The sequence below is a fragment of the Roseateles flavus genome (genome assembly GCF_039872765.1).
GTDB classification, from domain to species: domain Bacteria; phylum Pseudomonadota; class Gammaproteobacteria; order Burkholderiales; family Burkholderiaceae_C; genus Roseateles_B; species Roseateles_B flavus.
This window is the reverse complement of the sequence record NZ_JBDPZC010000010.1, coordinates 126618-148914: the sequence shown is the minus strand read 5'-3', so window position 1 is coordinate 148914 and position 22297 is coordinate 126618. Positions and strand designations below refer to the sequence as shown.

19 protein-coding genes are annotated in these 22297 nt (G+C 70.2%); 13 read left to right on the top strand and 6 right to left on the bottom strand.

What is annotated here, in order from left to right; translation table 11 throughout:
- Positions 1 to 15: 15 nt before the first annotated feature.
- Together ABDJ40_RS19565 and sigJ are read right to left on the bottom strand one after the other, a co-directional pair.
- Complete coding sequence (locus tag ABDJ40_RS19565; protein WP_347612151.1) at positions 16 to 495, bottom strand: carboxymuconolactone decarboxylase family protein; 480 nt, start codon at positions 493 to 495, stop codon at positions 16 to 18.
- A 48-nt stretch (positions 496 to 543) separates the two neighbouring features.
- The gene (gene sigJ, locus ABDJ40_RS19560) at positions 544 to 1491 is read right to left on the bottom strand and encodes an RNA polymerase sigma factor SigJ (protein ID WP_347612149.1); all 948 of its coding nucleotides are present in this window, start codon (positions 1489 to 1491) and stop codon (positions 544 to 546) included.
- 104 nt (positions 1492 to 1595) lie between these two features.
- Here sigJ and ABDJ40_RS19555 point away from each other — a divergent pair, with 104 nt between their 5' ends.
- The 5 genes from ABDJ40_RS19555 (at position 1596) to ABDJ40_RS19535 (ending at position 7073) form a co-directional block, all read left to right on the top strand.
- Positions 1596 to 3158 (top strand): FAD-binding domain-containing protein, encoded by a 1563-nt coding sequence (locus tag ABDJ40_RS19555; protein WP_347612147.1) that lies wholly within the window; start codon positions 1596 to 1598, stop codon positions 3156 to 3158.
- A 1-nt stretch (position 3159) separates the two neighbouring features.
- Entirely contained in the window at positions 3160 to 3333 is a 174-nt protein-coding gene (locus ABDJ40_RS19550) for a DUF2256 domain-containing protein (protein WP_347612145.1), read from the top strand.
- The gene (locus ABDJ40_RS19545) at positions 3330 to 4652 is read left to right on the top strand and encodes a DASH family cryptochrome (protein ID WP_347612143.1); all 1323 of its coding nucleotides are present in this window, start codon (positions 3330 to 3332) and stop codon (positions 4650 to 4652) included. The genes ABDJ40_RS19550 and ABDJ40_RS19545 overlap by 4 nt, the downstream gene beginning before the upstream one ends.
- Positions 4649 to 6205, top strand: coding sequence for a cryptochrome/photolyase family protein (locus ABDJ40_RS19540; protein ID WP_347612140.1), 1557 nt, complete (start codon positions 4649 to 4651; stop codon positions 6203 to 6205). The genes ABDJ40_RS19545 and ABDJ40_RS19540 overlap by 4 nt, the downstream gene beginning before the upstream one ends.
- Positions 6206 to 6278: 73 nt before the next feature.
- Positions 6279 to 7073 carry a hypothetical protein gene (locus tag ABDJ40_RS19535; protein WP_347612138.1) on the top strand — a complete coding sequence of 265 codons (795 nt, stop codon included), beginning with the start codon at positions 6279 to 6281 and terminating at the stop codon, positions 7071 to 7073.
- A 75-nt stretch (positions 7074 to 7148) separates the two neighbouring features.
- Here the strand turns inward: ABDJ40_RS19535 and ABDJ40_RS19530 are convergent, their stop codons facing one another.
- Together ABDJ40_RS19530 and chrA are read right to left on the bottom strand one after the other, a co-directional pair.
- The gene (locus tag ABDJ40_RS19530) at positions 7149 to 9347 is read right to left on the bottom strand and encodes a M3 family metallopeptidase (protein ID WP_347612136.1); all 2199 of its coding nucleotides are present in this window, start codon (positions 9345 to 9347) and stop codon (positions 7149 to 7151) included.
- Between the two features lie 64 nt (positions 9348 to 9411).
- On the bottom strand, positions 9412 to 10794 hold the full coding sequence (gene chrA / locus ABDJ40_RS19525; protein ID WP_347612134.1) for a chromate efflux transporter: 1383 nt from the start codon (positions 10792 to 10794) through the stop codon (positions 9412 to 9414).
- 150 nt (positions 10795 to 10944) lie between these two features.
- Here chrA and ABDJ40_RS19520 point away from each other — a divergent pair, with 150 nt between their 5' ends.
- Positions 10945 to 12258 (top strand): O-acetylhomoserine aminocarboxypropyltransferase/cysteine synthase family protein, encoded by a 1314-nt coding sequence (locus ABDJ40_RS19520; protein WP_347612133.1) that lies wholly within the window; start codon positions 10945 to 10947, stop codon positions 12256 to 12258.
- 2 nt (positions 12259 to 12260) lie between these two features.
- On the opposite strand, the gene ABDJ40_RS19515 is transcribed toward ABDJ40_RS19520, so the two are convergent.
- Positions 12261 to 12638, bottom strand: coding sequence for a response regulator (locus tag ABDJ40_RS19515; protein ID WP_347612132.1), 378 nt, complete (start codon positions 12636 to 12638; stop codon positions 12261 to 12263).
- A 1-nt stretch (position 12639) separates the two neighbouring features.
- The gene (locus ABDJ40_RS19510) at positions 12640 to 13146 is read right to left on the bottom strand and encodes a GAF domain-containing protein (RefSeq protein WP_347612130.1); all 507 of its coding nucleotides are present in this window, start codon (positions 13144 to 13146) and stop codon (positions 12640 to 12642) included.
- A 176-nt stretch (positions 13147 to 13322) separates the two neighbouring features.
- Between ABDJ40_RS19510 and ABDJ40_RS19505 the strand changes: the two genes are divergently transcribed.
- From ABDJ40_RS19505 to ABDJ40_RS19475, 7 genes are all read left to right on the top strand, one after another.
- Positions 13323 to 14348, top strand: a complete 1026-nt coding sequence (locus ABDJ40_RS19505) for a sulfate ABC transporter substrate-binding protein (protein ID WP_347612128.1) — start codon at positions 13323 to 13325, stop codon at positions 14346 to 14348.
- A 124-nt stretch (positions 14349 to 14472) separates the two neighbouring features.
- The gene (gene cysT / locus ABDJ40_RS19500) at positions 14473 to 15354 is read left to right on the top strand and encodes a sulfate ABC transporter permease subunit CysT (RefSeq protein WP_347612126.1); all 882 of its coding nucleotides are present in this window, start codon (positions 14473 to 14475) and stop codon (positions 15352 to 15354) included.
- Positions 15351 to 16250, top strand: coding sequence for a sulfate ABC transporter permease subunit CysW (gene cysW / locus ABDJ40_RS19495; protein WP_347612124.1), 900 nt, complete (start codon positions 15351 to 15353; stop codon positions 16248 to 16250). Before cysT ends, cysW begins: the two co-directional genes overlap by 4 nt.
- Positions 16247 to 17299 carry a sulfate/molybdate ABC transporter ATP-binding protein gene (locus tag ABDJ40_RS19490; RefSeq protein WP_347612122.1) on the top strand — a complete coding sequence of 351 codons (1053 nt, stop codon included), beginning with the start codon at positions 16247 to 16249 and terminating at the stop codon, positions 17297 to 17299. Before cysW ends, ABDJ40_RS19490 begins: the two co-directional genes overlap by 4 nt.
- A 13-nt stretch (positions 17300 to 17312) precedes the next feature.
- Positions 17313 to 18236, top strand: a complete 924-nt coding sequence (locus tag ABDJ40_RS19485; RefSeq protein ID WP_347612120.1) for a CysB family HTH-type transcriptional regulator — start codon at positions 17313 to 17315, stop codon at positions 18234 to 18236.
- Between the two features lie 122 nt (positions 18237 to 18358).
- A complete protein-coding gene (locus ABDJ40_RS19480) occupies positions 18359 to 19375 on the top strand; it encodes a sulfate ABC transporter substrate-binding protein (protein ID WP_347612118.1) in 1017 nt (338 codons plus the stop codon).
- 551 nt (positions 19376 to 19926) lie between these two features.
- Positions 19927 to 22263: a TonB-dependent receptor plug domain-containing protein gene (locus ABDJ40_RS19475; protein ID WP_347612117.1), complete on the top strand. Its 2337-nt coding sequence runs from the start codon at positions 19927 to 19929 to the stop codon at positions 22261 to 22263.
- Positions 22264 to 22297: the final 34 nt, after the last annotated feature.

Here is a 22297-nt window from a genome sequence, read left to right as displayed (position 1 = left end):
GCAAGGGGGGTCAGGTCATGCCAGGCCTGCGCCCTGCAGGCCGTAGGCCGCGTCCTTGGAGCCCGGCACCGCCGCGAAGCCGACGGCCAGGCGGTTCCAGCCATTGATGGCCACGATGGCAAAGCTCAGCGCCGCCAGCTCGGCCTCGCTGAAGTGGGCGCGCACGGCGGCGTAGTCGGCGTCCGTCACGCCATGGGCGGGCAGCTGCGTGAGCTGCTCGGTCCAGGCCAGGGCCGCTCGCTCGCGGGGCGAGAACAGGGGCGACTCCCGCCAGATCGCCACATGGTGCAGGCGCAGGGGGCGCTCGCCGTGAAGCATGGCCTCCTTGACGTGCATGTCCAAGCAAAAGGCGCAGCCATTGAGCTGCGAGGCCCGCAGCGTCAGCAGGTCCACGAGCGCGACCTCCAGCGGCCCTTTCTTGAGGCTGAGCGCGAAGTCCAGGTATTTCTTGAAGGCATCGGGGGCCAGCTGGGCGTAGTCGAGACGTTCGGACATGAAGAGACTCCTGAGGTTGATCGAGCCCGGGGCCCGGGCTTGCACCTCTCAAGACGCTCCAGCCCCCCGCCTTGTGACAGCCGCCGCCCAGGCCACGGCCAGGCCCTGCAGCTTGCGGGGATTGCGCTGGGTGTGGATGCGGGTGATGCGCTGCCCGTCGGTCTCCAGGCTCTGGGCCGATTCCAGGCGCCCGTCGATGAAGCGCAGCAGGCCCCACTGGCCATTCATGCGCACGATCTCCAGCTGCAGGCGGTGATGGCCCAGCGCATGGCGGCGCGAGGATGCGAAGTACAGCCGCGCGATGCGCCCCGCCCCCGCCAGCACGCGCCCAAAGCTGGGCACCACGCCGCCGCCATCGCTGATCAGCTCGGCGTCCTCGGCCAGCAGGGCCTGCAGGCGGGCGAAGTCGCCGTGCCGCGCGGCCTCGGCAAAGCCGGCGAGCAGGCGGTAGTGGGTGTCGGCGCTCACCTGGTAGCGGGGCCGTTCGGCCTTCAGCTGGCCCCGGGCGCGGGAGATGATCTGCCGGCAGGCCGCCTCGCTCTTGCCCAGGGCCTGGGCCACCTCGGCGTAGTCGGCATCGAAGACCTCGCGCAGCAGAAAGGCCGCGCGGGCCTCGGGGGTCAGCCGCTCCAGCAGGGTCAGGAAGGCCATGGAGATGTCGTCGGCCCGTGCCAGCTGCTCTTCCGGTGTGGCCGGACGCTCCACCTGCGCAGCGGGCGCCCGCTCGTCCAGCTCCAGCCAGGGCTCGGGCAGCCAGAAGCCCGCGTAATGCGCCCGCTGCGCCTGGGCCGCGCGCAGGCGGTCGATGGACAGGCGCGTGGTCACCGTCACCAGCCAGGCCTCGGCATTGGCCAGGCGGCCCTGATCCGCCTCGTGCCAGCGCAGCCACACGTCCTGCACCAGCTCCTCGGCCTCGGCGCGGGAGCCCAGCATGCGGTAGGCGATGCCCTGAAGGCGGGGGCGGCGCTGCTCGAAAAAGTCGGTGGGGTCGTTCATGAGGGCCTAGACGGATCCGCGGGGCCCAGTGTGACAGGGACGACGCGGCCGCCGGCAAATCCCCAGTCCTGCAAAAGCAGGGCGGCCTGGCCATACTGCCGCCCATGCGCCCCACCCTGCTCTGGTTCAAGCGGGATCTGCGCCTGCAGGACCACCCCGCCCTCTGCGACGCCGCCCGGCGCGGGCCGGTGCTGCCCCTGTTCATCGTCGAACCCGAGGCCTGGCGGCAGCCTGACAGCGCGCGCCAGCACTACGAGTTCCTCACCGAATGCCTGCGCGAGCTGCAGGCCGAGCTGGGGCAGGCGGGCTGCCCGCTGCTGGTCCAGGTGGGCGAGGCCTGTGCCGTGCTGGAGCGCCTGTGGCAGGCCCGGCACTTCGAGGCCCTGGTCTCGCATGAGGAGACGGGCAACGACTGGAGCTACGCCCGCGACCGCGCCGTGGCCGCCTGGTGCCGCTCGCGCGGCGTGCGCTGGACGCAGCATCCCAGCCACGGCGTGGTCCGCGCGCTGAAGGACCGCGACGGCTGGCGCGCGCACTGGGCCGACTGCATGGCCCGGCCGCTGCTGCCGGTCCCGACCCTGCCGTCGGCCCCCTGGCCCCTGTCGTCGCAGGAGCTGCCCGACTGGGCCGCCCTCGTGCCCGAACGTGCACATGAGGGCCAGCCGCCGCAACGTCAGCGCGGCGGACGGCGCCTGGCGCTGCGCTATCTGCAGGGCTTTCTGGACGACCGCGCGGCGCGGTACCGCGGCGGCATCTCCTCGCCGCTGAGCGCGCGCACGGCCTGCTCGCGGCTCTCGCCCTACCTGGCCTGGGGCTGCCTGGGCCTGCGGGAGGTCGTGCAGGCGACGCAGACCCGCATGGACACCGCCGGTCCCGGCCGCCTGGCCCAGGGCCTGCGGACCTTCCAGAGCCGCCTGGCCTGGCATGACCACTTCATCCAGAAGCTCGAGAGCGAGCCTGAACAGGAATGGCGCAACCTCCACCGGGGCTATGACGGGCTGCGAGAGCACGACTGGCGTGCCGAGCACTTCGCGGCCCTGCAGGCGGGCCGCACCGGCTGGCCGCTGGTGGACGCCTGCGTGGCGCAGCTGCGCGAGACCGGCTGGCTGAACTTCCGCATGCGGGCCATGCTGGTGTCGGTGGCGGCCTACCCGCTGTGGCTGCACTGGCGGGAGGTCGGCCTGTGGCTGGCCCGCCAGTTCCTGGACTACGAGCCCGGCATCCACTGGCCCCAGATGCAGATGCAGGCGGGCACCACCGGCATCAACACCACCCGCGTCTACAACCCCGTCAAGCAGGCGCAGGAGCAGGACCCCCAGGGCCTCTACGTCCGCCAGTGGCTGCCCTGGATGCAGGCCGTGCCCGACAGCTGGCTGTTCGAGCCCTGGCGCATGCCGCCGGCGCTGCGGCAGCGGCTGGGCCTGCTGGGCGGCGGGCAAGACCTGACCCTGCCCATCCCCCTGGTCGACCTGGAACTCGCCAGCCGGCAGGCCAAGGCCCGCCTGCATGAGCGCCGGGCCGAGCCCGCCGTGCGGGCGGCCAAGGCGGAGATCCTGCGCCGCCATGCCTCGCGCGACCCCGCGGGCTGGTCGGCGCGCCTGGCGGGCTCCTCGCCCGGTGCGCGCCGGGCTGGCCACGGCCCCGATCAACTGACACTGGAACTCTGAGATGGCCCGGATGCGCCTCAAGTCCGAACTGCCCAGCAAGCCCTGCCTGCACTGCGGCCGCCCCTTCACCTGGCGCCGCAAGTGGGCGCGGGACTGGGCGCAGGTGCGCTACTGCTCGGAGCGCTGCAAGCGTGCGCGCGGCGCCACCCCGCCGACTGGCGAGGGCCTGGCATGAGGCAGGGCCTGGTGCTGTGGTGGGTCCGGCGCGACCAGCGCCTGCATGACAACCCCGCCCTGCGCGCCGCCTGCGCGGAGGCTCGCCAGCGCGGACTGCCCCTGCTGTGCCTGGCCCCCCTGCCGCCGGACGGCCCCACGCGCTGGGGCTTCGCGCGCCTGGGCCCGCACCGGCGCTGGGTGGAGTGGCAAAGCCTGCAGGCGCTGGATGGCCAGCTGCGCCGCCATGGCCAGCGGCTGGGGTGGACGACCCTCACGCCCGCGCAAGCGCTGGGCGAGCTGGCCGCGCGGCATCGCGTGGTCGCCGTCCATGCCCAGCAAGGCCTGGCCCCGGAGGAAAAGGCCGAGGAGGCCGCGCTGGTCGCGCAGGGACTGCCTCTGCATCGCCATGAAAGCGGCGGCCTGTTCGAAGCCGCAGCGCTGCCCTTTGCGCGGGCCCCGGACACCGGCCTGCCGGCCCTGCCGTGCAGCTTCACGCCCTTCCGTCAGGCCCTGGAGCGATCGCAGCGGCAGCCGGGTTCGCCGCTGCCCGAGCCGCAATCCTGGCCGCCCTCGCCCGCAGGGGAGCTGCCGCTGCCAGCGCTGCAGCCCCCCTGCCCACCTGTGGACCCGCGCAGCAGCCATCCCTACACGACGCCGCCCTGTGCCCCGGGCGAGGCGGCGGCGCTGCAACATCTCGAGGCTTACCTGGCCTCGCCGGCCGTGCCCGTCTACAAGAAGACCCGCGACGCGCTGTCCGACCCGCAGGCCTCCACCCGATGGTCGCCCTGGCTGGCGACGGGCGCGCTGTCCCCGCGCCGTGCCTGGGCGGCGCTCGATGCGCACGAGGCCGCGCAAGGCCGCAGCGAGGGCAGCGACTGGATCCGTGTCGAGCTGCTGTGGCGCGAGTACTTCCGCTGGCTCATGGCCGTGGAGGGCGCGCGACTCTACCACCCCACCGGCCTGAAGCCCGGCGCTGCGGCGCCCGGGCACGACGCCGCAGCCTTTGAACGCTGGTGCCAGGGCCGCACCGGCCTGCCCCTGGTCGATGCCGGCATGCGCGAGCTCGCGGCAACGGGCTGGCTGTCCAACCGCCTGCGCCAGGTCTGCGCCAGCGCCCTGCTGCACGAGCTGGGCGGCGACTGGCGGGCCGGCGCCGCCTGGTACGAGGCCCAGCTGCTCGACTTCGACCCGCAGAGCAACCAGGGCAACTGGGCCTACATCGCCGGCTACGGCACGGACCCGCGCGGCGGCCGGCATTTCGACCTGGACTGGCAGGCGCGGCAGCATGATCCGCAGGGCACGTACCGGGCGCGCTGGAATGAGGGTCATCAACCGTGAACCGCGTCCCGCAAGACCTGGCCCCCGCCGCGGTGCTGCGCCTGGTGCTGGGCGACCAGCTCGATCCGCTGCATCCCTGGTTTGAGGCAAGACCTGACCCCCAGGTGCTGGTGGTGCTGATGGAGATCCGCCAGGAGACGGACTACGCCCTGCATCACGCGCAGAAGGTGCTGGCGATCTTCGCGGCGATGCGGCGCTTCGCGCAGCGCCTGCACGAGGCGGGCCACCGGGTGCACTATCTGCGCATCGGCAACCCGCACAACCGGCAGTCGCTGCCGGACAACCTGGACGCGCTGGCCCAGGCCACCGGCGCGACGACGGTCGAGGCGCAGCTGCCGGACGAATGGCGGCTCGACGCCCAGCTGCGCGCCCACGCCGCGCAGGCGCCCTATGCGCTGCACTGGGCCGACAGCCGGCATTTCCTCAGCAGCCGCGACGAAGCCGCCCGCTTCTTCGGCGACGGCCCCTGGCTGATGGAGCGCTTCTACCGCCACCTGCGCCAGCGCGAGCAGGTGCTGATGGAGGGCCGCCAGCCCGCCGGCGGACGCTGGAACTTCGACAGCGAGAACCGCAGCCGCTGGCCCGGCGATCCGCCCGAGCCGCCGGACGCGCGACGCCGCCATGCGCTCAGCGCCCTCTGGCAGGAGATCGAATCGGCCGGCGTGCGCACGATGGGCGAGCCCTGTGCCGAGGCCCTGCCCTGGCCGCTGGACCGCGAGGAGGCGCTCGAGGACCTGCAGCACTTCATCGCGCACGGCCTGCCGCATTTCGGGCCCTACCAGGATGCGCTGAGCGACAGCCACGAACGGCTCTTCCACTCCCTGCTGTCCTTCGCACTGAACACCAAGATGCTGCATCCGCGCGAGGTGATTGCCGCGGCCGAGGCCGCCTGGCGCTCGGGTCAGGCGCCGCTGGCCGGCGTCGAGGGCTTCATCCGCCAGATCCTGGGCTGGCGCGAGTATGTGCGGGGCGTCTACTGGGCGCGCATGCCCGGCTATGTGGCGCTGAACCACCTCGGCCACAAGCGCCCCCTGCCCGCCTGGTTCTGGACCGGCCAGACCCGCATGCGCTGCCTGCAGCAGGCCATCGGCCAGTCGCTGCGCGCGGCCCATGCGCACCACATCCAGCGCCTGATGGTGATCGGCAACTTCGCGCTGCTGGCCGGGCTCGATCCCGCCGAGGTGCACCCGTGGTACCTGGGCATCTACATCGATGCCTTCGAGTGGGTGGAGGCGCCCAACACCCTGGGCATGAGCCAGTTCGCCGACGGCGGCGGCATCACCACCAAGCCCTATGTGAGCAGCGCCGCCTACCTGGACCGCATGGGTGACCACTGCCGCCACTGCCCCTACGACAAACGCCAGCGCCTGGGCGAGCGCGCCTGCCCCTTCAATGCGCTGTACTGGGACTTCATGGACCGGCATGCCGAGCGGCTGCGCCATCTGCCGCGGCTGGCGCCGGTGTACCGGCAGCTGGAGCGGATGGCGGCGCAGGATCTGGCGGCCTTGCGCGGGCAGGCCCGGGCCACGCTCGAAAGGCTGGAATCCCTCTAGGGAGGGGCTGGCGCGGAGGCGGGCGTCCTGCAGAATGCGCCGCGCGGCCTCGACGGCCCATCAAGGAGGAACCATGGCCAACAGAGCCTGTCTGATCAATGCCGACATGCCGGGGGTGCCGCCTCAGCTGCACCCGCCCGGCGCCGGGAGCGAGCCGTCGCAAGCCCTGCGCGTGGCCGAAGCGGCCAACCGACTGCCACTGCCCTGGCTGCTGTGCTTCCGCCCGGAGGACCTGCTGCCGGCCGTGGTCCGGCTGCGGAGTGGACCGGAGCAGTTCAGCACCGTCGCGCTGAAGCTGCCGTGCACCAGCGTGGCGGCGGCCCGCGAGCGCCTGCAGCAGGCCCTGCCCATCTACGCCGCCCTCACCGGCGACGCCGCGCTGGCAGAGTCCTACTGGCGCCGGGCCTGTGAGGGCCTGAACGATCTGCCGCACCCCTGGCTGACGATGGATCCCATCGAGGTCCTGTGCCTCAATGACTTCGACGAAGACGCCCGGACGCTTGCCCAGAGTCTGAGCGGCGACGCCAGCGCCTTGCCCGGTCTGAAGTGGCTGAGCGGCTATGACGACGGCTTCGCGCCCTATGGCGCTGCAACGTACTTCGACGGCGACCCCGGCGCGCTGGACCATGTCGCCCGGCTGGGCAACAGTGCGGCACTGGATCCGGGGTATGTCCGCCCCAGTCCGCTGGAGGATGTGTCACGGGCGCGGGAGGAGGAGGCGCCCCACGTGGCCACGCGGGCGCCCCTGGCAGCCAGCGACAGCGCCAAGCTGCGCGAAGGGCTCACGCGCGGCCCCCTCAGTCGACCCAGCACCTGGCTGCTGCTGGGCATGCTGGCGGCCCTGCTGCTCTCGCTGCTGCGGCGCTGAATCACGTCCGACGGTGCAAGAAAAAAAGGCCTGGCCACCCGCAGGTGCCAGGCCTTGCCCGCCGATGACGGGCGCTTACTTCGCCGCCACCTTGCCCTCGGCACTCGCCTTGACCTTCAGACCGCGGCGCTCCAGCAGCGGATCGATCAGGGGCTCATGGCCAACAACGCCGCGGAACAGCTCCAGTGCGTCGCGGCTGCCGCCCTGGCTCAGCAGCTTGGCGCGGAAGGCGTCGCCCAGCTCGCGCTTGAGGCCGCCCTGGCCCTTGAACCAGGCCACGGTGTTGGCGTCCAGCACCTCGGACCAGATGTAGGCGTAGTAGCCGGCCGCGTAGCCGCCCATGATGTGGCTGAAGTAGGGGGTGCGGTAGCGCGGCGGCACGGGGGCGTAGTCGAAGCCCTCTTCCTTCAGCACGCGGGCCTCGAAGGCCATGACCTGCTCGGGCTTGGGCACCTCGCCCGCCTTCAGCTGGTGCCAGCGCTGGTCCAGCACCGAGGACGCGAGGTACTCGGTGGTGGCATAGCCCTGGTTGAACTTGCCGGCGGCCAGCACCTTGTCCAGCAGGGCGCGAGGCATGGTCTCACCGCTCTTGTAGTGCTTGGCGTAGTGGGCCAGGATCTCGGGCCAGTCGGCCCACATCTCATTGACCTGCGAGGGGAACTCGACGAAGTCGCGCGGCACGGCGGTGCCGGCGAAGGTCGGGTACTTCACCTGCGAGAACATGCCGTGCAGCGCATGGCCGAACTCGTGGAAGGCGGTGCGCACCTCGGCCCAGGTCATCAGCGTGGGCTCGCCGGCCGGCGGCTTGGGGATGTTGAGGTGGTTGGCCACCACGGGCAGCGTGCCCTCCAGGCCGTTCTGCGAGACGTAGGCGTTCATCCAGGCGCCACCGCGCTTGGAGGGCCGGGCGTACATGTCGGCGATGAAGATGGCCAGCTGCGAGCCGTCGGCATTGAAGACGTCGTAGACGCGCACATCGGGGTGGTAGACGGGCAGGTCGCGGCGCTCCTTGAAGCGCAGGCCGTAGACCTTCTCGGCGGCGTAGAACACGCCGTTCTCCAGCACGTTGCTCAGCTCCAGATAGGGCTTGAGCTGGCTCTCGTCGAAGCCGAACTTGGCGGCGCGCAGGCGTTCGCTGTAGAAGGCCCAGTCCCAGGCCTCGAGCTTGAAGGAAGGCTGGCCCTTGGCGGCCTGCTCCTTGTCGATCAGGGCCTGCAGCTCGGCCCCCTCGCGGCGGGCGGCGGCCACGGCGGCGGGCGCCAGCTGGCGCATCATGGCGTTCACGGCCTGCTGGCTCTTGGCGGTCTCTTCCTCCAGTACGAAGTCGGCATGGGTGGCGTAGCCCAGCAGCTGGGCCCGCTCGGCGCGCAGGGCGGTGACCTGGGCGACGATGGCCGTGGTGTCATGCTCGTTGCCGCGGCTGCCGCGGGCCACCGAGGCCTTGTGAAGGCGCTCGCGCAGGGCGCGGTTCTCCAGCTGCGCCTCGAAGGGCTGGCCGGTGGTGTTGAGCAGGGCGATCACGAACTTGCCCTCCAGGCCGCGGGCCTTGGCGGCCTCGCGGGCGGCGGCGATCTGGCCGGCGGAGAGCCCCTTGAGCTCCGCCTCGCTGTCCACCACCACGGCACTGGCGTTCACCTCGGCCAGCACGGCCTGGTTGAACTGGGCGCCCAGGCGGGCCAGTTCGGCGTTGATGGCCTTGATGCGGGTCTTCTGGGCCTCCTCCAGCTTGGCACCGGCGCGCACCAGGCGCTTGTAGTAGCGCTCGGTGAGGCGCTGCTCCACGGCGCCGAGCTTGTCACGCTGCGCGTAGAGGGCCGAGATGCGCTGGAAGAGCCTGGGGTTCAGGGAGATGGCATCGGCATGCGCCGCCAGCTTGGGGGCGTACTCGGCCTGCAGCTTGAGGCGGGCCGGGTTGGAGTCGGCGCCCAGCAGGCTGAAGAGCACCGTGGTGGCGCGGTTCAGCGTGCGGCCCGAGCGCTCCAGGGCGACGAGGGTGTTCTCGAAGGTGGGCGCGGCCGGGTTGTCGGCGATGGCAGCCACTTCCTTCAGATGCTCGGCCATGCCGGCGTCCATCGCGGGGGCGAAGTCGGCGTCGCGGATCTTGTCGAAGGGCGGGTAGCGCAGCGGCAGCGGGCTTTCGCTGAGCAGGGCGTTGGGGGCAGTCTGGGCAGCGGTCACGGCGGCACTCACGGGCGAGATGGATTCGGCGGCCTGGGCGGCCAGCAGGGGCGACGCCAGGCTCATGCCGGCGGCCAGGACATAGGGGAGCTTCACGTCAGGGGTACCTGTCTGGATGCAAAGGCGCGAGCCTAGCAAAAGCGCCCCCCGCTGCCGGGAGTCACGCCCCCAGCAGGCGCCAGAACATGCCAAGAAGGGCGCACACGCCCACCACTTCCAGCACGCCGCGCTTGAAGCGGATCAGGGCCAGGCCCGCCGCCGCCGTGAGCAGCAGGGCCAGGGCATCCATCCCGCCATCCAGCCCTCGCGGCCAGATCACGTGCAGCGCGAAGAACAGGGCCAGGTTGAGGATCACCCCCACCACGGCCGCGGTGATGGCCGTCAGCGGGCCGGTGATGCGCAGGTCCTGGTGCGTGGCCTCGACCACGGGCGCGCCGGTCAGGATGAAGACGAAGGACGGCAGGAAGGTGAACCACGTGACCAGCAGGGCCGCCACCGTGCCGGCGGCCAGGGCCGCCCACTCGCGGCCCACCACCGCGGCCCAGCCCGCCTGCAGGGCCTCGGACTGCCAGCCGCCGACGAAGGCGATGAAGGTCACCACCATGATCAACGGCCCCGGCGTGCTCTCGCCCAGGGCCAGGCCGTCCATCACCTGGCCGGGGCCCAGCCAGCGGAACTGATGAACGGCGGCCTGGGTCACATAGGGCAGCACCGCATAGGCGCCGCCGAAGGTCAGCAGGGCCGCCTTGGTGAAGAACCAGGCCATCTGCGTGTAGGGCCCCGTGGCCCCCTGCCAGGCCCACAGCAGGCCGAAGGGCAGCGCCCACAGCAGCAGGGCCACGGCCGCCTGCCGGGCCAGGCGGGGCCAGCGGAAGCGGGCGCGTTCGGGCAGGGGGCTGTGGTCGTCGATGACGGTGGGCCGGTGGAGCTCGTCCTTCGCGCTGCCATGCCCGGCCCCGGTCCGCACCAGGGCCGGCCGCCAGCGCCCCAGGGCCCAGCCAGCCGCCGCCGCCGCTGCGACGAGGGCCGGGAAAGGCAGGTGCAGCACGGCCAGGCCGAGGAAGGCCGCCCCGGCGAGCGCCCACAGCCAGGCATTGCGCAGGGTGCGCTGCCCGATGCGCCAGGCTGCCTGGGCCACCAGGGCCGTCACCGCCGGCTTGACGCCGTAGAACAGGCCCGCCACCCAGTCCAGCTGCCCGAAGGCCATGTAGACCCAGGACAGGCCGATCAGCAGGACCAGCGAGGGCAGCACGAAGAGCGCGCCCGCGGCAATGCCGCCGGCCGTGCCATGCAGCAGCCAGCCGATGTAGGTGGCGAGCTGCTGCGCCTCGGGGCCGGGCAGCACCATGCAGTAGTTCAGGGCATGGAGAAAGCGGCGTTCGCTGATCCAGCGGCGGCGCCGCACCAGCTCCTCGTGCATCAGGGCGATCTGCCCCGCGGGACCGCCAAAGCTGATGCAGCCGAGCCTGAGCCAGTAGCGCAGCGCCTCGCCCAGGCGCGGGTGCGCCGGCGCGAGGGTGTCGGGATCGAGAAGGCGTGTCATGGCGGGCCGATGCTACGTCAGCCGGCCGCCATGGGCGATGCCCAGGCTCTTCGGTTTGGAAACATCCATATGCAAAACCTGAAGGGACGGCCACCGTCTTCAGGCGCTAGGCTTGCCCCCTTGCCACTTCCCGTCCCACCAGGAGCCCCCATGAGCCAGAACCCTCACGCCGCCGAATGGCGCTTCGAGACCCGCGCCGTGCACGCCGGCTACTCGCCCGACCCCACCACCCGCGCCGTGGCCGTGCCCATCTACCAGACCGTGGCCTATGCCTTCGACAGCGCCCAGCACGCGGCCGACCTCTTCGACCTCAAGGCCGAGGGCCACATCTACACCCGCATCAACAACCCCACCAATGCCGTGCTGGAGCAGCGCCTGGCGGCGCTGGAAGGCGGCATCGGCGCGCTGGCCCTGGCCTCGGGGCAGGCAGCCGTCACCTATGCCATCCAGACCATCGCCGAGGCGGGCGACAACATCGTGGCTTCCAGCGCGCTCTATGGCGGCACCTACAACCTCTTCGCCCACACCCTGCCGCAGCTGGGCATCACCACCCGCTTTGCCGACTACCGCCGCCCCGAGAGCTTCGAGGGCCTGATCGACGAGCGCACCAAGGCCGTCTTCGTGGAGTCCCTGGGCAATCCGCAGGGCAATGTGACGGACATCGCCCGCATCGCCGAGGTCGCGCACCGCCACGGCGTGCCCCTGATCGTGGACAACACCGTGCCCAGCCCCTACCTGAGCCGCCCCATCGAGCATGGCGCGGACATCGTCGTGCACTCGCTGACCAAGTACCTGGGCGGCCACGGCGCGGCGGTGGGCGGCGCCATCATCGACTCCGGCCGCTTCCCCTGGGACCAGCACAAGGCCCGCTTCAAGCGCCTCAACGAACCCGACCCCAGCTACCACGGCGTGGTCTACACCCAGGCCGCGGGCGCGGCGGCCTACATCACCCGGGCGCGCGTCGTGCCCCTGCGCAACACGGGCGCGGCGCTGTCGCCCTTCAATGCCTTCCTGATCCTGCAGGGCATCGAGACCCTGCCCCTGCGCATGGACCGCATCAGCCAGAACGCCCGCGCCGTGGCCGAGCATCTGAAGGCCCATCCCAAGGTGGCCTGGGTCAACTACGCCGGCCTGCCCGACCACCCGGACCACGCCCTGGTGCAGCAGTACCTTTCGGGCCAGGGCTCGGGCCTGCTGACCTTCGGCCTGAAGACCGCGCCGGGCCAGAACCCGCGCGAGGCCGGCGCCCGCTTCCTCGATGCGCTGCAGCTCTTCACCCGCCTGGTCAACATCGGCGACGCGAAGTCCCTGGCCACGCACCCCGCCTCCACCACCCACCGCCAACTCTCGCCGGCCGAGCTGGATCAGGCAGGCGTGGGAGAGGACACCGTGCGGCTCTCGCTGGGCATCGAGCACATCGAAGACCTGCGGCAGGACCTGGACCGCGCGCTGGCGGCGGTCTGAGCTCAGGCGCTGGCCAGGTCCTGGATGACCTCCAGCGCCGTCTTCACCTTGAAGGGCTTGAGCAGGATGCGGCGCACGCCCTGCTCCTTGTAGAGCTGGGCCGTGGCCAGGTCGCAGTGCTCCGCTGTCAGGGCGACGGGCATGCTCATCTCGCAGCGGGTGGCGCCGCCGCGGATGTTGTGCAGCAGGTTCAGGGCCTCCAGGCCTTCGCCGATGTCCATCAGCAGGCCGTCGACCCGCTGGCGCTCCAGCAGGCGCTGGGCTGCTTCGAGGCTGCTGGTCTCCTGGACATCCGCCAGGTGCAGGTCACGGGCCACCAGGGCCAGGGTGCGGCGGAACAGGGAATGGGGATCGGCCAGCAGAAGCGTCTTGTTGGGCATGTCAGTCCTCCACCGACTCGACGGACTCGCCGCGCAGTTCCCCGGCGCACAGCGCGCCCAGGGTGCCGAGGATGGCGAGATCCGTGGCGTCCAGCTGGCGCGGCCGGTGGTCAAGCAGGCACAGCGTGCCCAGGGTGAGTCCCTCCTTGCTGTTCAGCGGCACGCCTGCATAGAAGCGCAGATGGGGCGCCTGCTGCACCAGGGGCGCGTCTGCGAAGCGCGGGTCTTGCGTCAGGTCCTCGACGACCAGCGCCTGGCTCGAAAAGACCACATAGGAACAGAAAGACTCTTCACGTCGCATCTCGCAGGCCACCATGCCGACGGCCGCCTTGCTCCACTGCCGGCCCTCATCGATCAGGTTGATCAAGGCGACGGGCACCTCGAACTCCTGGGCGGCGAACTCGACGATGCGGTCGAAGCGCTGCTCGGGCGGCGTGTCCAGGATCAACAGGGCGCGCAGGGCGGCCAGGCGATCGGGCTCATTGGCAGGCAAGGGGGCGGGCTGCATCCGGCGGCTCTCCTGTGAACGGGCAGGCCAGCCTAGCGCAGCCGCACGGGTCCGCCAAGAGCGCTTATGCCGGATCGAAGCAATGCTTATTCCGGATAAGCAAATACAAAAACTATCGTTTATCGAATAAGGAACCTTGGGCACATTGGCGGCTCCTGATCAATCGAGGCTCCGCCATGACGTTCCTGCGCTCCCTGCCCCGCCGCTCCCTGCTGCTCGCCGCCGCCCTGCCCCTGGCCGCGGCGCTGATGCCGGCTCAGGCCGCCGAGCCCGGCCTGCTCAACGTCAGCTACGACGTCTCGCGCGAGCTCTACAAGCAGATCAACCCCGCCTTCGCCGCCAGCTGGAAGGCCAAGACCGGCCAGAGCGTGGTGCTGAACCAGTCGCACGGTGGCTCCAGCAAGCAGATCGGCTCGGTGATCGGTGGCCTGGAGGCCGACGTGGTCACCATGAACCAGGCGACCGACGTCGACCAGCTCGCCGAGAAGGGCCTGACCCCCGCCGACTGGCGCCAGCGCTTCCCCCACAACGCCGCGCCCTACACCTCCACCATCGTTTTCCTGGTGAAGAAGGGCAACCCCAAAGGCATCAAGGACTGGACCGACCTGGCCAAGCCCGGCGTGCAGGTGATCATCCCCAACCCCAAGGTCACCGGCAACGGCCGCTACAGCTACCTCGCGGCCTGGGGCAGCGTGATCGCCAAGGGCGGCAGCGAGGCGCAGGCGCGTGAACTCGTCGGCAAGATCTTCGCCAACGTGCCCGTGCTGGACGGCGGTGGCCGCGGCGCCACCACCACCTTCACCCAGCGCGGCATCGGCGACGTGCTGCTGACCTTCGAGGCCGAGGCCGAGCTGATCGAGAACGAGTTCGGCAAGGGCCTGTTCGATGTGGTCGCGCCCACCGTGTCCATCGAGGCCGAGGCGCCCGTCGCCCTCGTCGACAAGGTCGCCGCCAAGAAGGGCAACACGGCCCTGGCCAAGGCCTACCTGGACTTCCTCTTCACGCCCGAGGCGCAAGAGATCATCGCCAAGAACAACTTCCGCCCGCGCGACGCCGCCGTGTTCAAGCGCCATGCGCAGCGCTATGCCGACATCAAGCTCTTCAGCGTCGACCAGCTGCTGGGGGGCTGGCCCAAGGTGAGCAAGACGCACTTTGCGGATGGGGGCACTTACGACCAGATCGTCGCCAACCTGAAGCGCTGAGGATGCCCCACCCCCTACGCGCTTCACGCGCCCCCTCCAGGGGGCACGCCCGCAGGCCCGGCAAAGCCGGATCCTCGGGCGTCGCTGGCTTCAATGCGGCAGCAAGTGGCCGCCGGAACACTGAATGAACACCGCCGTCCTCTCTCCCGACCAGGCTGCCGCCGTGCCGGTGCCCAAGCGCCGCCGCGTGCTGCCCGGCTTCGGCCCGACGCTGGGCTTCACGCTCTTCTACCTCTCGCTGCTGGTGCTGATCCCGCTGGCGGCCGTGTTCCTGAAGTCGGCAGGCCATGGCTTCGAGGCCTTCTGGGCCGCGGCCACTTCGCCGCGCGTGCTGGCCTCCTACAAGCTCAGCTTCGGCGCCGCGCTGCTGGCCGCGGGCATCAATCTGGTCTTCGGCCTGATCCTGGCCTGGTGCCTGGTGCGCTACGAGTTCCCGGGCAAGAAGCTGGTGGACGCCCTCGTGGACCTGCCCTTCGCCCTGCCCACCGCGGTGGCGGGCATCGCGCTGACGGCGCTGTATGCGCCCAATGGCTGGGTGGGCTCGCTGCTGGCACCGCATGACATCAAGGTGGCCTTCACCCCGCTGGGCGTGCTGGTGGCCCTGATCTTCATCGGCCTGCCCTTCATCGTGCGCACGGTGCAGCCGGTGCTGGAGGACATGGAAACCGAGCTGGAGGAAGCCGCCGCCTCGCTGGGCGCGCACCGCTGGCAGACCTTCCGCTACGTCGTGCTGCCCACGCTGACGCCGGCCCTGCTGACCGGCTTCGCGCTGGCCTTTGCCCGCGCCGTGGGCGAGTACGGCTCGGTGATCTTCATCGCCGGCAACATCCCCCTGGTCAGCGAGATCACGCCGCTGATGATCATCTCCAAGCTGGAGCAGTACGACTACGTGGGCGCCACCGCCATCGCCACGGTGATGCTGCTGTTCAGCTTCGTGCTGCTGCTGGGCATCAACGGGCTGCAGGCGTGGAGCTCGCGGCGCAACGGTCTGGAGGGTCGCAAATGAGCGGCGCCGTCTCTTCCCTGGGCCACGGCGCTGCCGCCGGCGGCCGCTACCAGAGCAACCCCGCCACGCGCGAGGCGCCGTGGGTGCGCTGGACCCTGCTCACGCTGGGCCTGGGCTTCTTCGCCCTCTTCCTGATCCTGCCCCTGGTGGCCGTGTTCACCGAGGCCCTGCGCAAGGGCTTCGACGTCTACCTCGCTGCGCTGATCGAGGACGACGCGCTCTCGGCCATCAAGCTCACCCTGATCGCCACGGTGGTCGCGGTGCCGCTGAACCTGGTCTTCGGCGTCAGCGCCGCCTGGGCCATCGCCAAGCATGACTTCCGCGGCAAGCAGCTGCTGATCACGCTGATCGACCTGCCCTTCTCCGTCTCGCCCGTCGTGGCCGGCCTGATCTATGTGCTGCTGTTCGGCGCGCAGGGCTGGTTCGGGCCCTGGCTGCAGGCGCATGACCTGAAGATCATCTTCGCCGTGCCAGGCATCGTGCTGGCCACCGTCTTCGTGACCTTCCCCTTCGTGGCCCGCGAGCTGATCCCGCTGATGCAGGCCCAGGGCCGTGACGAGGAGGAGGCCGCTACCGTGCTGGGCGCCAGCGGCTGGCAGACCTTCTGGCACGTGACGCTGCCCAACATCAAGTGGGGCCTGCTGTACGGCGTGATCCTGTGCAATGCGCGGGCCATGGGTGAGTTCGGCGCGGTGTCGGTCGTCTCCGGCCACATCCGCGGCCAGACCAACACCCTGCCCCTGCATGTCGAGATTCTCTACAACGAGTACCAGTTCGCCGCCGCCTTCGCCGTGGCCTCGCTGCTGGCGCTGCTGGCGCTGGTCACCCTCGGTCTGAAGCAGTTTGTCGAATGGAGAGCAGCCGTCGCCGCACGCGCTGCGAAGGAAGAAGCATGAGCATCCAGGTCCGCAACATCCACAAGCAGTTCGGCGACTTCACCGCCCTGGGCGACGTCAGCCTGGACTTCCCCACCGGCGAGCTGGTCGCCCTGCTGGGCCCCTCGGGCTGCGGCAAGACCACGCTGCTGCGCATCATCGCCGGCCTGGAGACGCCCGACCGGGGTCAGGTCTTGCTCGACGGCGAGGACGCCTCCGACACCCATGTGCGCGAACGCCAGGTGGGCTTCGTGTTCCAGCACTACGCCCTGTTCCGCCACATGACGGTCTTCGACAACGTGGCCTTCGGCCTGCGGGTCAAGCCGCGCAAGCAGCGGCCCAGCGAGGCCGAGATCAAGCGCAAGGTGCACGAGCTGCTGCAGCTGGTCCAGCTGGACTGGCTGGCCGACCGCTACCCGCCCCAGCTCTCCGGCGGCCAGCGCCAGCGCATCGCCCTGGCCCGCGCCCTGGCGGTGGAGCCCCGCGTGCTGCTGCTGGACGAGCCCTTCGGCGCCCTGGACGCCAAGGTGCGCAAGGAGCTGCGCCGCTGGCTGCGCCGCCTGCACGACGAGCTGCACATCACCAGCATCTTCGTGACCCACGACCAGGAAGAGGCCCTGGAAGTGGCGGACCGCATCGTGCTGATGGACCACGGCAAGGTGGAGCAGGTGGGCGCGCCGCAGGAAGTCTGGGAGCGCCCGGCCACGCCCTTCGTCTACGGTTTCCTGGGTGCGGTCAACCGCTTCGAGGGCGAGGCGCAGGGCAGCGTGCTGCACATTGGCGAGCAGCAGCTGCGCCATGGCGGCAGCCTGCAGGCCCAGGGCCGCGTGCTGGCCTATGCCCGCCCGCATGAGCTGCAGATCCTCACCGACGCCCAGGCCCGCGGCCTGCCCGCCACGGTGGACCGCGTGCTGAGCTTCGGCGCCGCGGCCCGCGTGGAGCTGCGCGGCCCGGACGGCCAGCACCTGGAAGCCGAGCTGACCCGCGAGCAGGCCTCGCAGCTGCAGCTGCAGCCGGGCCAGCGCGTGCAGCTGCAGGCCTCGCGCCTGTCGCTCTTCGAAGCCGCCTGAGGCCGCCCGCGACATGAACTTCCAGCAGCTGCGCATCATCCGCGAGGCCGTCCAGCAGAACTTCAATCTGACCGAGGTGGCGGCGGCGCTGTTCACCTCGCAGTCCGGCGTGTCCAAGCACATCAAGGACCTGGAGGACGAACTCGGCGTGGAGCTCTTCGTGCGCCGCGGCAAGCGCCTGCTGGGGCTGACCGCGCCGGGCAAGGAGCTGGCGATCATCGTGGACCGCATGCTGCAGGACGCCCGCAACATCAAGCGCCTGGCCGACCAGTTCGCCGATGCCGAGGCCGGCCAGCTGACCGTGGCCACCACGCACACCCAGGCCCGCTACGCCCTGCCGCAGGTCGTGGCGCGCTTCAAGGCCGCCTTTCCCAAGGTGCACCTGGTGCTGCTGCAGGCCAACCCGGCGGAGATCGTCAGCCTGCTGCAGTCGGGCGAGGCGGACATCGGCATTGCCACCGAGGCCCTGGGCGAGGACCCGGCCTTCGTCACCTTCCCCTTCTACGACTGGCACCACAGCGTGGTCGTGCCCGAGGGCCATTCGCTGGCCACCGAGCCGCTGACGCTGGAGGCCCTGGCCGAGCAGCCCCTGATCACCTACCACGAGGGCTTCACCGGCCGCGCCCGCATCGACGCCAGCTTCGCGCAGGCCGGCCTGGCGCCGGACATCGTGCTCTCCGCCCTGGATGCCGACGTCATCAAGACCTATGTGCAGGTCGGCCTGGGCCTGGGCATCATCGCCTCCATGGCCTTCGAGCCCCAGCGCGACGCGGGCCTGCGCCTGCTGGACGCCTCCCACCTCTTCCCCACCAACACCACGCACCTGGCCCTGAAGAAGGGCCACTACCTGCGCGGCTATGCCTACCGATTCCTGCAGGAATGCGTGGGCTCGCTGAGCGAGGAGCGCATCCGCGAGGCGCTGGGCACCGAGGCCTGAAGGTCTTCACTTTCCCTCTTTGCTTAGCTGATTTTCTTGGAGGACAGCGGCGGCCGGCTTCGCAAGAATGGCAGCACAGGACGCAAGACCTGACCCCAGAAACCTTGATATCCACGCTGTCCATGCAAGCCTCCACCTTCCTTCGCCGCCTGTCCCTGGGCGCCGCGCTCCTGGGCCTCGGCGGTGCCGTGCTGGCACAGACCCAGCTGCTCAACGTCTCCTATGACCCGACGCGTGAGCTCTACCAGGACTTCAACGCCGCCTTCGCGAAGCAATGGAAGGCCAGGGCCGGCGAGACCGTGTCCATCAAGCAGTCGCACGGTGGCTCGGGCAAGCAGGCGCGCTCGGTGATCGACGGCCTGGAGGCGGACGTCGTGACCCTGGCCCTGGCCTACGACATCGACGCCCTGCACGATGCCGCCAGGCTCGTGCCCGCGGACTGGCAGAAACGCCTGCCCCACAACGCCAGCCCCTATACCTCCACCATCGTGTTCCTGGTGCGCAAGGGCAACCCCAAGAAGATCACAAACTGGCCGGACCTGGCGCGTAGCGGCATCGACATCATCACGCCCAACCCCAAGACCTCGGGCGGCGCGCGCTGGAACTACCTGGCGGCCTGGGGCTATGCCCTGAAGCAGCCCGGCGGCAATGCCGACTCCGCCAAGGCCTTCGTCAAGCGCATCTACGCCAACACCAAGGTGCTGGACTCCGGCGCCCGCGGCTCCACCACCACCTTTGTGGAACGCGGCATCGGCGATGTGCTGATCGCCTGGGAGAACGAGGCCTACCTGGCGGTGAAGGAGCTGGGCAAGGACAAGTTCGAGATCGTCACCCCCAGCATCTCCGTGCTGGCAGAGCCGCCCGTGGCCGTGGTGGACAAGGTCGTGGACAAGCGCGGCACCCGCAAGCAGGCGCAGGCCTACCTGGACTACCTCTACAGCCCCGAGGGCCAGGAGATCGCCGCCCGCCACTACTACCGCCCCCGGGACATCAAGGTCGCGGCCAGGTACGCCAGGCAGTTCGCGCCCGTGCAGCTCTTCACCGTGGACGAGCTCTTCGGCGGCTGGCGCCTGGCCCAGAAGACGCACTTCGACGACGGCGGCGTGTTCGACCAGATCTATTCGCCGGGCGCCCGCTGATACAGGCAAGACCTGACCCTCAAAGCCATTCAAGCACCGTTTGTCTCCTCGTCAGACCCCCGCGCGCCCAGCTCTCGTGAGCTGCGCGGACTGACCTTGGACCTCCCCGGCCCCGGCCGCGGGAGGTCCTTTTTTGATCCTCGAAAACCTTGCTCCTCGTCAAATGCCTGACACAAACGCGGCGCACAATGCGAAGCATCAGGAAGCGAGAAATCGGCTGCAACATAGGGCAGAGGACTGGAACCCGTGACCAGCGCTGAATGATCCGTCAGGGCCTTGCGCCCTGTCCGGTAGCAGGGCCACCGCTGGTGGCCCTTTGCTTTTTTGCGGGCCCGACATGGCCTGCCCGGGCCTGGGTACCCACCCGGTGAAGCGCCTGTAAAGAAGTTAAAAAAGCAGGCATGCCAAACGTCAGGGCCCGGCCCGCGTGAGATGCTTCGCCCCGTGCAGTGATCGCCCTGAACACTGCAAGGCCGGCCCCCTCCCCCTGCTCGGCCGTCCACGAAAATGCACAGTCCGCCGCCGCCGCTGTGTTCCTGCCTGCAGTCACCATGTCGCCCTTCTCCGCCTTGCCTTCCGAGCCGTCCACGTCCCGATTCGCCCTGCGCGGCCTTTGCTTGAGTCTCAGCCTGATGGGCTGCGCCCACCTCGCCCTGGCGCAGGAGGCGGCCCCTGCGCCCGCTGCACCGGCCAGTGCACCGCGCCCCCCGGTGAAGCCGGCCGCCGAACGCAAGCCCGCTGCCGAGCCGCGCCAGACGCTGGAGAAGGTCGAGGTCAGCGGCGGGCCGAGCGACGACGCCACGCGCCGCGCCGCCTCGGCCGCCAGGATCGTGATCAGCCGCGAGGAGATCGAGAAGTTCGGCGACAACAGCCTGGGTGAAGTGATGAAGCGCCTGCCCGGCGTCACCACCGGCGGCCGTCCCGGCCGAGGCGGCGACATCCGCATGCGCGGCATGGGCGGCGGCTTCACCCAGATCCTGGTCAATGGCGAGCGCATGCCGCCGGGCTTCTCGCTGGACCAGCTGCCCCCGGAGCAGGTCGAGCGCATCGAGATCATGCGTGCGCCCACGGCCGAGTACGGCGCCCGCGCCATTGCCGGCACCATCAATGTGGTGCTGCGCGAGGCCTACCAGCGCAAGGTCAACGACCTGCGCGCCGGCCTCACCGTGGAGCGCTCGAACGTCAATCCCAACCTCTCCTGGCAGCGCAACGACAAGCTGGACGACGCCGGCAGCAGCTACAACCTGGCCGTCAACGCCGGGCAGATGAAGCACGAGGACGACCAGAACGGCCGCACGGTGACCGAGGACCTTCACGGCGGCCCGACCCGCGTGCTGAACACCACCGGCAGCAGCAGCGACGAACGCCGCATGCTCAACGCCAACGGCCGTGTGCAATGGCGCCTGGGCGAGGGCGAGTCCTTCTCCGTCCAGCCCTTCCTGAGCGTCAACAAGGGCACGAGCGGCAGCCAGCAACGCCAGGCGGGCGATCGCAGCGACGGACGCCCCCTGGCCTACGACAGCGCCCAGACCGAGGGCCGGACCGAATTCAAGATGCTGCGCCTCAACACGCAGCTGCAGAAGAAGCTGGACCCCGACACCCGCCTGGACCTGCGCGCCGGCCTGGGCCGCGCGCTGATGGACTCTCACACCCTGCGCCAGGAGTTCCTCGGCGGCCTGGGCTCGCGCACACAGGACGACACGCTCAACGGGCATGACAGCAACTGGAGCCTGATCGCCAAGGTCTCGCGCCAGCTGGAGAACGAGCACAGCCTGGTGGGCGGCGTGGAAGCCGAGAACCAGACCCGCGACCAGACCCGCGTGAGCCTGCAGAACGGCCTGCCGCGCCCCGAGCTGGCGGACTTCGGCGACAACCTCTCGGCCTCCGTGCGCCGCTTCGCCGCCTATGGCCAGGACGAATGGACCATGGGCCCGCACTGGTCCTTCTACGCCGGCCTGCGCTGGGAAGGCATCGAGACCCACAGCGATGCCGCCAACTACGCCGTGCGCAACAAGTCCAGCGTCTGGACCCCGCTGCTGCACGCCGTCTGGAAACCGGAGGAGAAGAGCCGCAACCAGGTGCGCATGAGCCTCACCCGCAGCTACCGCTCGCCGCAGCTGCAGGACCTGATCGCACGCCCCAGCATCAACAGCGAGTACCCCTGCCCTGCCGACGGCGCCTGCGGCCCCAATGCCGTCCAGTACCCCGACCGCAGCGGCAACCCGGACCTGCGGCCCGAGATGGCCACGGGCGTGGAGATCGCCTTCGAACGCTACCTGGTCAAGGGCGGCCTGCTGAGCGCGAACTTCTTCTACCGCCACATCAATGACCTGATCCGCACCGAGACCCGCCTGGAGACCGTCTCCTGGGCCGCGGTGCCGCGCTGGGTGGCGCGTCCGCAGAACATCGGCACGGCCAAGACCTTCGGTGTGGAGCTGGAGGCGAAGTTCCGCCTGGACGAGTTTGTAGACGACGCCCTGCCCCTCAATCTGCGCAGCAACCTGAGCCTCTTCAGCTCCCGCGTGGACGGCATTCCCGGCCCCAACAACCGCATCGATTCACAGCCCCGGGCCACGGCCAATCTCGGCGTCGACTACAAGCTGCGCAGCCTGCCCCTGACCCTGGCCGCCGGCCTGAACTGGACGCCCGGTGGCACCATCCAGCAGACCCTGATCCAGCAGAGCGTGACCCCCACCAAGCGGGTGGTCGACGCCTCCGCCACCTGGGCCATCGACCGCGACACGCAGCTGCGCCTCTCCGCCTCCAACCTCGCCCCGCTGGACTACAACACCAGCTCGGTGATCACCACGGCCGACAACCGCATCACGTCGGACAGTCTGGGGCGCAGCTTCACGGTGTGGCAGCTGCGCTGGGAGAAGAAGCTGTAAGGCAGGAGTGCCCCCCGCCGGGGGCTCTGGCATC